This is a genomic window from Xanthomonas sp. SHU 308, from assembly GCF_000364645.1.
Taxonomy (GTDB): Bacteria; Pseudomonadota; Gammaproteobacteria; order Xanthomonadales; family Xanthomonadaceae; genus Xanthomonas_A; species Xanthomonas_A sontii.
In genome coordinates this window covers 1-12,226 of sequence record NZ_AQOK01000066.1, presented here as the reverse complement: position 1 = coordinate 12,226, position 12,226 = coordinate 1, and the positions used below count along the sequence as shown (strand labels likewise).

The 12,226-nt window shown below is 69.9% G+C and carries 12 protein-coding genes and 1 pseudogene; 7 read left to right on the top strand and 6 right to left on the bottom strand.

Annotation, left to right across the window (positions count from 1 at the left end):
- Window positions 1–203, bottom strand: a 203-nt coding sequence (locus tag D588_RS27565) for a hypothetical protein (protein ID WP_157836404.1), incomplete at its 3' end; no start/stop codon positions are given.
- Here D588_RS27565 and D588_RS0103090 point away from each other — a divergent pair.
- The 4 genes from D588_RS0103090 to D588_RS0103075 all read left to right on the top strand — a co-directional run bounded on the left by D588_RS0103090 (window position 202) and on the right by D588_RS0103075 (window position 4,730).
- Window positions 202–891: an ABC transporter ATP-binding protein gene (locus D588_RS0103090; protein ID WP_017908954.1), complete on the top strand. Its 690-nt coding sequence runs from the start codon at window positions 202–204 to the stop codon at window positions 889–891. The two genes, D588_RS27565 and D588_RS0103090, sit on opposite strands and share 2 nt — an antisense overlap.
- 13 nt (window positions 892–904) lie before the next feature.
- A complete protein-coding gene (locus D588_RS0103085) occupies window positions 905–2,062 on the top strand; it encodes an FtsX-like permease family protein (RefSeq protein WP_017914932.1) in 1,158 nt (385 codons plus the stop codon).
- Between the two features lie 64 nt (window positions 2,063–2,126).
- A complete protein-coding gene (locus D588_RS0103080) occupies window positions 2,127–3,437 on the top strand; it encodes an ABC transporter permease (RefSeq protein ID WP_017913664.1) in 1,311 nt (436 codons plus the stop codon).
- Window positions 3,438–3,587: 150 nt separating this feature from the next.
- The gene (locus tag D588_RS0103075; protein ID WP_017914931.1) at window positions 3,588–4,730 is read left to right on the top strand and encodes an alpha/beta fold hydrolase; all 1,143 of its coding nucleotides are present in this window, start codon (window positions 3,588–3,590) and stop codon (window positions 4,728–4,730) included.
- A 100-nt stretch (window positions 4,731–4,830) separates the two neighbouring features.
- On the opposite strand, the gene rarD is transcribed toward D588_RS0103075, so the two are convergent.
- On the bottom strand, window positions 4,831–5,772 hold the full coding sequence (rarD, locus tag D588_RS0103070; protein WP_017914930.1) for an EamA family transporter RarD: 942 nt from the start codon (window positions 5,770–5,772) through the stop codon (window positions 4,831–4,833).
- Window positions 5,769–6,665 (bottom strand): drug/metabolite exporter YedA, encoded by an 897-nt coding sequence (gene yedA, locus D588_RS0103065; protein WP_017914929.1) that lies wholly within the window; start codon window positions 6,663–6,665, stop codon window positions 5,769–5,771. The genes rarD and yedA overlap by 4 nt, the downstream gene beginning before the upstream one ends.
- A gap of 122 nt (window positions 6,666–6,787) precedes the next feature.
- Here yedA and D588_RS0103060 point away from each other — a divergent pair, with 122 nt between their 5' ends.
- Together D588_RS0103060 and D588_RS0103055 are read left to right on the top strand one after the other, a co-directional pair.
- Complete coding sequence (locus D588_RS0103060) at window positions 6,788–7,201, top strand: Rap1a/Tai family immunity protein (protein ID WP_017914928.1); 414 nt, start codon at window positions 6,788–6,790, stop codon at window positions 7,199–7,201.
- 473 nt (window positions 7,202–7,674) lie between these two features.
- Complete coding sequence (locus D588_RS0103055; RefSeq protein ID WP_017914927.1) at window positions 7,675–8,283, top strand: hypothetical protein; 609 nt, start codon at window positions 7,675–7,677, stop codon at window positions 8,281–8,283.
- A 376-nt stretch (window positions 8,284–8,659) separates the two neighbouring features.
- Here D588_RS0103055 and D588_RS28770 read toward each other — a convergent pair.
- The 3 genes and pseudogenes from D588_RS28770 to D588_RS0103040 all read right to left on the bottom strand — a co-directional run.
- Window positions 8,660–8,770: pseudogene (locus D588_RS28770) on the bottom strand (peptidase); the annotation flags it as partial.
- Window positions 8,771–8,877: 107 nt separating this feature from the next.
- Window positions 8,878–9,810: an MBL fold metallo-hydrolase gene (locus D588_RS0103045; protein ID WP_017914925.1), complete on the bottom strand. Its 933-nt coding sequence runs from the start codon at window positions 9,808–9,810 to the stop codon at window positions 8,878–8,880.
- A 360-nt stretch (window positions 9,811–10,170) separates the two neighbouring features.
- Window positions 10,171–11,463, bottom strand: coding sequence for a tryptophan--tRNA ligase (locus D588_RS0103040; RefSeq protein ID WP_017914924.1), 1,293 nt, complete (start codon window positions 11,461–11,463; stop codon window positions 10,171–10,173).
- A gap of 108 nt (window positions 11,464–11,571) precedes the next feature.
- Between D588_RS0103040 and D588_RS23880 the strand changes: the two genes are divergently transcribed.
- Window positions 11,572–12,226 (top strand): hypothetical protein (locus tag D588_RS23880; RefSeq protein ID WP_051067821.1); only part of this gene is annotated, 655 nt, incomplete at its 3' end.

The window sequence follows — 12,226 nt, the reverse complement described above, 5'->3', positions numbered from 1 at the left end:
TTTCCCCGCGCTGGCCGCCGCTTCGGAAGGGAACCCGGCAAGTCAAAAGCAAGAACAACAGCAACGGCAGAAGCAACAGCAAAAGCAACAACCGCTGCAGCTGCACTTGCAACAGCAAAATCAAAAGCAAAAGCAACGGCAATCCCCTCGCCCACCGGCGATCGCATCGCCTCCACCTCGTCCACCGCCAGGAACACCACCATGTCCACCCTCGTCACCCTGCGCAACGTCACCAAGACCTACCAGCGCGGCCCCGAGAAAGTCCAGGTCCTGCACGGCATCGACCTGGATATCGCCCGTGGCGACTTCGTCGCCCTGATGGGTCCGTCCGGCTCCGGCAAGACCACCCTGCTCAACCTGATCGGCGGGCTGGATTCGCCCAGCGGCGGCGAGATCGAGATCGAAGGCCAGCGCATCGACCGCATGAGCGGAGGCCAGCTCGCCACCTGGCGCAGCCATCACGTCGGCTTCGTGTTCCAGTTCTACAACCTGATGCCGATGCTCACCGCGCAGAAGAACGTCGAACTGCCGCTGCTGCTGACCTCGCTCAGCGCCGCCCAGCGCAAGCGCAATGCCGAGATCGCGCTGACCCTGGTCGGCCTGGCCGAGCGCCGCAACCACAAGCCCAGCGAACTGTCCGGCGGCCAGCAGCAGCGCGTGGCCATCGCCCGCGCCATCGTCTCCGACCCCACCTTCCTGATCTGCGACGAACCCACCGGCGACCTCGACCGGCGTTCGGCCGAGGACGTGCTGGGCCTGCTGCAGGAACTCAACCGCAGCCACGGCAAGACCATCGTCATGGTCACCCACGACCCCAAGGCCGCCGAGTACGCCACCCACACCGTGCACCTGGACAAGGGCGAGCTGGCCGACGCGCCGGCCGCGCACTGAGCGAGGCGATGCCATGAAGTATTTTTCGTTGATCTGGGCGCAACTGTTCCGCAGCAAGACGCGGACAGTGCTGACCCTGTTCTCGGTGATCGTCGCCTTCCTGCTGTTCGGCCTGCTCGACTCGGTGCGCGTCGCGTTCACCGCCGGCGGCTCGGTGGAAGGCGTCAACCGCCTGGTCGTGGCCTCGCGCCTGTCGATCACCCAGTCGCTGCCGGTGCGCCTGGAAGCGCAGATCCGCAGCGTGCCGGGCGTGCGCGACGTGACCTATGCGATGTGGTTCGGCGGCATCTACAAGGATCCCAAGGACTTCTTCCCCAACTTCTCGGTGGCACCGAACTTCTTCGACGTGTACAGCGAATACGAGATGCCGCCGGAGCAGCTCAAGGCGTTCCGCGACACCCGCACCGGTGCGGCGGTGGGCGAGGCGCTGGCGAAGAAGAACGGCTGGAAGGTCGGCGACGTGATCCCGCTGCAGGCCACCATCTTCCCGCGCGGCGGCAGCAACGACTGGCCGCTGGAACTGAAGGCGATCTTCCGCGCCAAGGACCGCGCCAACGTGCAGGCGGAGAACCAGTTGATGATGAACTGGAAATACTTCGACGAGAGCAACGACTACATCAAGGGCCGGGTCAGCTGGTACACGGTGCGGCTGGACAACCCCGAGCACGCTTCGCGCGTGGCGCAGGCGATCGATGCGCTGTCGGTCAACTCCGATCACGAGACCAAGTCGCAGACCGAGTCGGCGTTCCAGCAGGCCTTCGTCAAGCAGTTCGCCGACATCGGCCTGATCGTCACCTCGATCATGGGCGCGGTGTTCTTCACCCTGGTGCTGCTGACCGGCAACACCATGGCGCAGGCGGTGCGCGAACGCATTCCGGAACTGGCCACGCTCAAGACCCTGGGCTTCCAGGACCGCACCGTGCTGGCCCTGGTGATCGTCGAGTCGGTGCTGCTGATCGTACTCGGCGGCCTGCTCGGCATGGCGCTGGCGGCGGCGGCGATCCCGGTGCTGGCCAGCGCCAGCCGTGGCGCGCTGCCGGTGCACGCGGTGCCGCTGCAGACCTGGCTGATCGGAGCGGCGCTGATGCTGGTCATCGGCGTGGTGGTCGGCCTGCTGCCGGCGCTGCGCGCGCAGCGGCTGAAGATCGTCGACGCCCTGGCCGGGCGCTGAGCCCGCCCCTTCTCTCCAGCACAGCGATGCCACGGACGGCGACGCAGACCCGAGGAACAACGCAATGAAGATGCAATGGTTATGGAATGTCCTGGCGATCGCGGCGCTGGCGCTCGGCCTGGGAATCTGGATCGCCCTGCCCTGGTTCCTGGTGCTGGCGCTGGTGGCGGTGCTCGCCGTGCTGCTGCTGGTCACCCGCAGCGGCCGGCTGTCGCTCGCCGCCGCGCGCATCGGCATCGCCAGCCTGCCGCAGCGTTGGGGCGCCAGTTCGGTGATCGTGGTCGGCATCGCCGGCGTGGTCGGCGTGCTGGTGGCGATGCTGGCGATGGGCCAGGGCTTCCAGGCGACCCTGGACAGCACCGGCGACGACACCACCGCCATCGTCCTGCGCGGCGGCTCGCAGGCCGAGACCAACTCGGTCATCACCCGCGACCAGGTGCCCTTGATCGCCAGCCTGGCCGGCGTGGCGCGCGGCGCCGACAACCGTCCGCTGGTCTCGCCGGAACTGTCGCAGGTGGTGAACCTGCAGTCCAAGTCCGACGGCACCGACGTCAATGCGCAGTTCCGCGGCGTCGGCGAGCAGGGCTGGGCGGTGCACGACAAGGTCAAGCTCCTGCAGGGCCGTCGCTTCCAACCGGGCCTGCGCGAGATCGTGGTCGGCAAGGGCGCGCAATCGCAGTTCCGCGGCCTGCAGCTCGGCCAGACCCTGACCCTGGGCAACCAGGCCTGGACCGTGGTCGGCGTGTTCGCCAGCGGCGACGCGCACGACTCGGAGCTGTGGACCGACACCCAGACCCTGGCCACCACCTACAACCGCAGCGCCTACCAGTCGATCAGCGTGCGCACCCAGGGCCAGGACGGCTTCCGCCAGTTCAAGGCGGCGATGGACGCCGACCCGCGGCTGAAGCTGGACGTGTTCACCACCCGCGAGTACTACCGCAAGCAGGGCGGCAACCTCAGCAAGGTGCTGGAGATCCTGGGCACCTTCATCGGCACCATCATGGCGATCGGCGCGGTGTTCGGCGCGCTCAACACCATGTACGCGGCGGTCGCCACCCGTGCCCGCGAGATCGCCACGATGCGCGCACTGGGCTTCCGCGGGCTGCCGGTGGTGGTGGCGGTGATGCTGGAGACCATGCTGCTGGCGCTGCTCGGCGGCGTGCTGGGCGGGCTGATCGCCTGGGCGATCTTCAACGGCTACAGCGTCTCCACCCTGGGCAGCAACTTCAGCCAGGTGGTATTCCAGTTCAAGGTGTCCCCGCCGCTGCTGTGGACCGGGCTGAAGTGGGCGCTGGGCATCGGCCTGGTCGGCGGCCTGTTCCCGGCGCTGCGCGCGGCGCGGCTGCCGATCACCACCGCCCTGCGCGCGCTGTAGCGCCGGGGCTGAACGCGCCGGGCCGGGACCGCTGTCCCGGCCCGGCCCAATGACGGCTGACGCGTCATCGTTCCGTCATCGAAACGCGGTAGAACGGCCGCCACCGAGGCGCTAGCCTGCGCGGCCATTTGGTTCCACGCCGCCACGCCCATGTCCTCGCGCCTGCGCCTGCTGCTCGTCCTTTGCGCCAGCCTGTGGCTGAGCGCCTGCTCCTCCACCTCGCTCAGCGACCGCCTGGTCGCGCCGGGCGGCGTGTCGCCGCTGATGGACGAGGAGCGCATCCAGAGCCTGCTGGCGACCCTGCCCAACCGCAGCGGCCACGTGGTGGTGCCGGGCGGCATCCCGATCTTCTGGCGCGCCATCGACCCGGGCGACTACCACATGCGCTACCGCTACGAGCATGCCGGCCGCGACGCCAGCGGCCACGAGCATGCCGACTTCGCCATGGACGTGGGCACCCCGGCGCCCGCCTCGCACATGGCCCCGCGCGGCACCGTGGTGCTGCTGCACGGCTGGATGATGGACGGCGACTCGCTGCTGCCGTGGTCGCTGGACCTGGCCCAGGCCGGCTACCGCAGCATCAGCATCGACCTGCGCAACCACGGCCGCTCCGGCGGCGGCCCGGCCGGCTACGGCACCCGCGAGTCCGACGACGTGGTCGCGGTGATCCGCGCCCTGCGCGCCAGCGGCGAGGTGCAGGGTCCGGTGTACCTGTTCGGCGTGTCCTACGGCGCGGCCACCGCGCTGTTCGCCGCGCAGAAGCTCGGCGACCAGGTCGACGGCGTGGTCGCGATGGAATCCTTCGCCAACGCCGGCCGCGGCATCCGCGACATGATCCCGCACATGCTCGCCAGCCGCCCGCGCGGCTGGATGGCCAGCGCGGCGATGGACCTGGCGCGCTGGCGCTACGGCGGGCAGAACCTGGACGCGGTGATCGCCAACGCCAACCAGCGCCTGGCGCTGAACCTGGACCAGGTCGACGTCACCGCCGCCGCGCGCGCCGCACCGGCCTGCGTGCTGCTGCTGCACGGCAGCGCCGACCAGCACATCCCGGTGGCGCACGGCCGCCTGCTGGCGCTGGACGCCCCGCGCGCGCACTACCTGGAGATGCCCGACGAGAACCACCTGAGCCTGCCGATGCGGCTGGATCTGCTGGCGCCGACCGTGGAGGACTGGTTCGCCGACCTGCCGTCGCCGAGCCACGGCGGCCGCTGCCCGCAGCCGCTGCCGCCACGCGCGGATCCCGAGCTGCAGCTGACCGGTGAGCCGGCCGCGAGCGGTAGCCGCGGCTGAGTCGGGATTAGGGAGTCGGGATTGGGGATTCGTAACAGCGACTGCGCTGGCGATCTGCCACTTTCAGGGAACGGCGCCGGCTCTTGCCAATCCCGAATCCCTACTCCCCGCTTTTCACAGCCGAATGGCTGGTCATCCCCGCTCGCCGCCACACGCCCGACCGCCACAGACTCTCACCGGCGAACAACAGCAACCCGATCCAGATAGCAGCAAAGCCGATCGCCTTGCCCGCGTCGAACGGCTCGCGGAAGAACCACACGCCCAGCAGCAGCTGCAGGCTTGGCGCGATGTATTGCAGCAGCCCCACCAGCGACAGCGGGATGCGTCGCACGCCGTAGGCGAAACCGATCAGCGGCACCGCGGTCACCACGCCGCCGAATGCCAGCAGCAGGTCGTTGCGCCAGCCCCAGCCGCCGACGAAGCCGCCGCCGTGGCCGGCCTCGCCCCACAGCACGAAGCCCAGCGCCGGCAGGAACAGGTACAGGCTCTCCACCCCCAGCCCGGCCACCGCATCCACCTGCACCAGCTTGCGCAGCAGGCCGTACAGCCCGAACGAGCCGGCCAGGCCTAGCGCGATCCACGGCAGCGTACCGGCGTCGACGGTCAGCCAGGCCACGCCGAGCGCGGCGCAGGCCACCGCCAGCCACTGCAACGGGCGCAGCCGCTCATGCAGCACCAGCACGCCGAGCAGCACGTTGACCAGCGGATTGATGAAGTAGCCCAGGCTGGTCTCGATCACGTGGCCGGCATTGACCGCCCAGATGTACAGGCCCCAGTTGAAGGCGATCGCCACGCTGCTCAGCGCCAGCGTGGCCAGCGCGCGCGGCTGCGCGGCAATGCGCCGCCACCACTGCAGGCGTGCGCTGTACACCAGCCAGGCCACCACCAGCAGCGTGCTCCAGACGATGCGGTGGGCGATGATGTGCGGCGACGGCACCGCCTGCAGCAGGTGCCAGTACACCGGCACCACGCCCCACAGCGCGAAGGTCGCCGCGGTGATCCACAGGCCGCGCCGGGCCTCCTGCGCGGCGACCGCGGTCATCGCCGGGTCCTCGCCACGGTGATCACCACCACGCCGGCCAGGATCACCGCCATCGCACCGAAATCGCTGGCGCTGAAGCGTTCGCTGCCGAGCCAACTGCCCAGCGCCACCGCGATCACCGGATTGACGTAGGCATAGCTGCCGGCCAGCGCCGGGCGTACGTTCTGCAGCAGCCACACGTAGGCGGTGAAGGCGACGATCGAGCCGAACACGCACAGGTAGGCCACCGCCAGCATCCCCTGTGCGCTTGGCAGGGTATGCAGGCGTTCGCCGCTGAGCAGGCCGATCGCCACCAGCATCACCCCGCCGCACAGCATCTGCCCCGCGGCGGCCATGAACGGCATCGGCAGATCGCGCCCGCGCGACCACACCGAGCCGAACGCCCAGCCGACCGGCGCGATCAACAGCAGCACCAGGCCCAGCGGGCTGGCATTGAGGCTGCTGCCGGCGTTGAGCCACACCACGCCGGCGAAGCCGACCACGATGCCCAACCATTCGCCGCGGCTGGCGTGGTGGCCGCGCAACGTGCCGAACAGCGCCATCCACAGCGGCACCGAGGCCACCGCCACCGCCGCCAGCCCCGAGGACACCTGTCGCTCGGCCAGCACCACCAGGCCATTGCCGCAGACCAGCATCAGCGCGCCGAGCGTGGCCAGCGGCCGCCACTGCGCGCGCGTGGGCGCGGCCACCCCGCGCCAGCGCAGCACCGCGTACAGCACGCTGCCGGCGATCACGAAGCGCGTGCCGGAGACCACGCTCAACGGCGGCGCGCCGCCTTCCAGGGCGAAGCGGATCGCCAGATAGGTCGAGCCCCAGACGACATAGACCAGGAACAGGGCGAGAACGACGAAGCCGCCGCGCGCAGGCGCAGCGGCGACAGGAGCAGAAGGCATCGGACGGCGCCAGAGACAGCAGGGGCGCTATTCTAGAGCACCTGGTCTGTGCGCAAGCCCTATCGCCCGCGCGCGGCGCACCGCCGCGGCGTGCAGACCACTCGTCTAGAAAGGAGTCGTGGATGACATCACACCGCACCTGGCTCGCGCTGCCCCTGCTGGCGGCGCTGGGCAGCAACAGCGCGGCACGCCCGCCTGCCGGACCCTGGGACTTGAACGGACATCAGTTGCTGGAAGCCCCGCTGGACGGCTCGCTGGCAGACGACCTGGGTCCGCAGCAACCGCAGGAACTGCGGGTCATGGTGTCCTCGCGCACGGCGGCCGCCTACATGCTCGGCATCGCGGCCGGCAGCGAGGGCGCGCGATGGTGCCGACCGGCCGGCCAGTCCGGTCCACCGGATGTGCAGGCCCTGGTCGCCGATCTCGGCGCGCTGCCCGACGCGCGCCTGGACGAGCGCGCCAGCGACCTGGTCGTGCAAGCCCTGGCCAAACGGTATCCCTGCAAACCCGCCAAGCCACGCCGCCCATCGCGCTGAAAGCGTCGACTGCCTCGAGGTCGCGTCGGCGCGACGAGGCAGTGATGAGCCGCTGGCGCGACGATGCGTCGGGTGCCGCACGGGCATCCACACCAGCACCGCAGCCACCGCCAGCGGCGCCCGGCGCTCCACCGTCATCACCAGGCCGCGGCGCTGCAGGTCCGCGTGGGCGCGCCAACAGCCAGACCAGCAGCGCGCAGCAGATGAAGGATCTCAACCAGGTCGCGTCAGCTGCCGCCACTGCGCATGGCAGACCCGCGCCGCGCTCTGGCCGAAGAAACGAGATCGGCCTCGCGCGAGGAGTGTGCTGCTCCATGCAGTTCTGACCCCTGAAGTTTCCACCGATCAGCCGATGTCCATGACAGCGCAACTGCAGCCCGCTCCGGCGCTCCGCAGCCCCCGAAAAACCTAAGAGACGGTTCAGCCGCACGGGCGTATGTGTACGCACACACACCTGCTCGCTGCGCACTGCCATGGCCATCGATACCGCACTGTCGCCGCTCGGCACCGTCACGCCTTATGGCACGTCGCCCTATGGCTTTTCCGCAGCGAGCGCCTCCAGCGGTTCGGCTCAAGCCGGCAACCCGATCGTGGCCAGCACCGATCCGGCCGCGGTGCAGCAGGCGGTGGAATTGTCCGGCGAGGCCTCGGTGATCTTCAGCCTCGGCGGCCTCGCGGGAACCACCCCAGCCGACACGGGCCTGACCTACAACGCGGCCGGGCTGTTCAACAGCATCGTCAGCGCCGGCCCGAGCGATGCGGCCTCGACCTCGTCTGCCGGCACCTCCACCTCGACCGCCGGCGCGTCGACCTCGTCCACCGGCCCGTCGACCTCGACCGGCACCGGGCCGTATCCCACCCTCGACCAGGCCACGCAGACGTACGACCAGGGCCTGCTCGGCACCATCACCGCGCCGCCGTCGACCCCGGGCCTGTACAGCGCCTCCGGCGTCTTCAGCAGCCAGGGCCTGACCCCGCAGCTATCGTCGCTGCTGCAGTCCGATCCCAGCCTCAGCGGCACGGTCACCGGCGACCTGCTCAATCAGGGCATCGTCGGCGGATTGATCGACACCACTGCCTGAGCAGTGCGGCATGGTCGCCTGCGGCACCCGCACGCACCTGGCACGGTAGAAACGGCTTCAGGCCGCTTCTAGCGCGCGCTTTTCGCAGCCTTGCCGAACACCGCGTTGTTCTCTCGCAGGAGCGGCTTCAACCGCGACAGGCATTGCCGGTCACGCTCCGTCGCGGCTGAAGCTGCTCCTACGCGTGGCCTTGCGCCACCCGCGAAGATCTCCTTCTCCCGCGCACCCAGCGCAACCGCGCGTGTCGCCGGCCAACGGCCCTGGCACTGCGCAGCCAACGTGCTCTGATGGCACTCGCATCTCGCTCGGCCGGCGTCGCTCAGCCCGGCATCGCCGGACCACGGGCCTCGGAGGAATCGCTGTTCGCCGGCAAGGCATGCCGCTCCAAGGCATCGGCGTCGCCGCCCGCGTCGCCGGCCAGCGCATCGTTGGCCGCCTGTGCCGCACCTCCCATGAACAGGGAAGCGGACAGCAGCAACATGCGCATCGGGTTCACGGTCACGACCTGGCAACAAGCGGGCCGCACAGTGTAGAGAATGGCGTCGTGCCGAGACAGCACGGCGACGCCTTCGCGTGGGCGAAGCCGGCCGCCGTTCAGCGCGCGGGACGATCCAGCCAGCAGGCCAGGCCCTGCGCATTGAGCTCGATGTCCATGTGCAGCACGCGCTCCACGCCGGCATCGTCCAGCGGACAGCCATGCAGGCGCGCCCGCTCCAGATACAGCGCGGTCAGCGCCGCGACCAGGCAACGATGACGGTCGGAGCGGCCGTCGCAGCCGCGCGCGATCGCCACCATCGCCTCCAGTTGCTCCAGCAGTTCCGCCGCCAGCGTCTCGGCGCTCTCCACCGGGCCGTAGTGGGTCAGATACAGCGTCTGCGGCGCGTAGCCGAGCATGCGCTGGATCGAGGCCTGCATCGCTTCCGGCTCGAACTGCACCGGCGACGAGGTCGGGATCGCGAACGCACCGCGCGTGCTGTCCAGTTCGCGGTAGGACAGGCCGAAGGTGTCGCCACTGAACCAGCTGCGGCTGCGTGCGTCCCACACGCACAGGTGATGGCGGGCGTGCCCGGGGGTGTCGATGCACAACAGCTCGCGCCCGGCCAGCGACAGGCGATGGCCGTCCTCGGCCACCACCACGCGCTCCGCCGGTACCGGCACGATGCTGCCGTAGCTGCGCGCCATCTCCGCCTCGCCGTACACCGCGGTGGCGCCGGCGATCAGCCGCGCCGGATCGGTCATGTGCGGCGCACCGCGCGGATGCACCAGCAGGCGTGCGTTCGGCAGGTGCTGCAGCAGCGCACCCGCACCGCCGGCATGGTCCAGGTGCACGTGGGTGAGGATCAGCCAGTCCACGTCGGCCGGCGCCAGACCGGCCTGCGCCAGGGCGTCCAGCAGCAACGGCACGGCATGGCTGGTGCCGCAGTCGACGAAGGCGCCGCGCCCGTTCTCAACGATCAGGTAGGCGGCATCGAACTGCGCGCGCTGGAAGCCGGTATCGACGAGATGGATGCTGGGATCGCGTGGCATGGCGCAAAGGCGTGGCGGGCGAACCTCCATTCTAGGCGGTATGGAGGATGCTGCCAGTGCCGTGCGGCAAGGGCCGGATGAGGACGAATAACGGAAACGCCGGAGACCCGACAGCCCATTGTGGGAGGGACTTCAGTCCCGACTGCATGCGGCCGGCAAACACACGCGCTTCGGATGGCGCGATGGAACGCGTCATTTGTCTGTAGGAGTCGACCGTCATGCAGCCGCGACAAGCGAAGCCGAACGCCGCCTGACACCCTCCGTCGTCGGGACTGAAGTCCCTCCCACAATGCAATCCTTCGACAAGGCTTAGTGCCGCCCTGTCGGAGCCGCTTCTACGACGGACCGCCGCGCGAGCGCTCAGCCCGCCTCGCGCAGCCGCGCCAGCGCCGCCAGCACCGTCTCGGCCGCTGCTTCCAGGGTCACCGGCGCCGCCTGCAGCGCCTCGGCCTGTGCGGCCTGCTTGAGCGCGGCGATGGTCTGCCCGGCGTCGCGCGGCGAGGCGAAGCCGCCGCTCTGCAACAGCAGCACGCCCTCGCCATCGAGCAGCTTGAAGTAGAACTGGCCGTCGGCCTCGCGGTACTGCTTGAAGCTCGGCAGCGCCTGCTTGGCCGCCGCCGCTGCGGTGGCGCCATCGGCCTGCGCCGACAGGTCGCGCAGGCCCACCGCGTGCCGCAACTCGGCCAGGAACGGGATCGCATAGCGTTCGCGCAGGCGCTGCGCGTTGTCGCGCAGGATCGCCTCGATGTCCTGCGGACGCGCCATCAGCGCTTCGTAGCGCACGCGCATCGGCGCGATCTCGGCATCGATGCGCTCGAACAGCTGCTGCTTGGCCTCGCCCCAGCCAATGCCGGCGGCGAACGCCTGCGCGAACGCGGCCGTCTCCTCGGTGCTGGCGAAGGCCTGGTACAGCTGGAACAGCGCAGAGCCCTCGATCTCCTTCGGCTCGCCCGGCGCGCGCGAATCGGTGACGATGGCGAACACCCGCTTCTTCAGCTCCTCTCGCGGGGCGAACAGCGGAATGGTGTTGTCGTAGCTCTTGCTCATCTTGCGCCCGTCCAGCCCTGGCAGCGTCGCCACCTGCTCGTCGATCAGCGCATCGGGCAGCACGAAGTGCTCGCGGCCGTAGACGTGGTTGAAGCGCTGCGCGAAATCGCGCGCCATCTCGATGTGCTGGATCTGGTCGCGGCCCACCGGCACCTGCTGCGCCTTGAACAGCAGGATGTCGGCGGCCATCAGCACCGGATACATGAACAGGCCGGCGGTGACCCCGGCATCGTCGTCCTCACCGTCGGCGCGGTTCTTGTCCACCGCCGCCTTGTAGGCATGCGCGCGGTTGAGGATGCCCTTGCCGGCAACGCAGGTCAGGAACCAGGTCAGCTCGTTGGTCTCCGGCACGTCCGACTGGCGATAGAACCACACCTGCGCCGGATCCAGCCCCGCCGCCAGCCAGGTCGCCGCGATCTCCAGGGTCGAGCGCTGGGTCCGCGCCGGGTCCTGCGCCTTGATCAGGCTGTGCAGATCGGCCAGGAAGAAGAAGCTCTCGATGCCGGGACGCCGGCTGGCCTGCAGCGCGGGGCGGATGGCGCCGACGTAGTTGCCGAGGTGCGGCGTGCCGGAGGTGGTGATGCCGGTGAGAACGCGGGTGGTCATGCGGAATGGACGGTCAGGAGGAAACCCGGCGAGTTTACCCGCTGCGCGACAACCCCGTTCCGGCGCGTGGTGCGTTCAATCCGGCGTCCCCGTCCTGGAGTCGCCGCGATGCACGTTCCTGCTCCGTCCCTGCCCCGCCGTTCCCTCGCCGTCCTCGCCTTCGCCATGCTGTGCATCGGCGGGCTGTGCGGCTTCCGTCCATGGCCTTCGCCACCGGCCTCGGCGCCGGCGGTGCAGTTGCAGGTGATCGATCGCGATGCCGGCGACGATCCGCTGCCCGCGCATGCCTGGCGCGGCGAGCGCTGGATCGCCGCCACGCCCGGCCACCGCTACGCGCTACGCCTGACCAACCTGACCGGGGCACGGGTGCTGGTGGTGCTGTCGGTGGACGGCGTCAACGCGGTCAGTGGCCAGACCGCGGCCAGCGACCAGCGCGGCTATGTGCTGGCGCCGTGGCAACAAACCGAGATCGCCGGGTGGCGCAAATCGTCCGAGGACGTGGCGCAGTTCGTGTTCACCGACCTGGAGGACAGCTATGCGGCACGCACCGGACGTCCGCGCAACGTCGGCGTGATCGGCATGGCGGTGTTCGACGAAGCGCGGGCATCGCCCGATACCGTCCCGGGGGACGCAGGCGTCGACGCCGAGAGAGCTTCCAACGCAGTCGCTCGCGCGGCAACGCCCGGCGTCCCGGCGCCGGACGCGCTGCCTGCACCGGCAGCGGCCGCCGACGTCCCGCAACGCAGTGCGGCCGCGCCCCTCG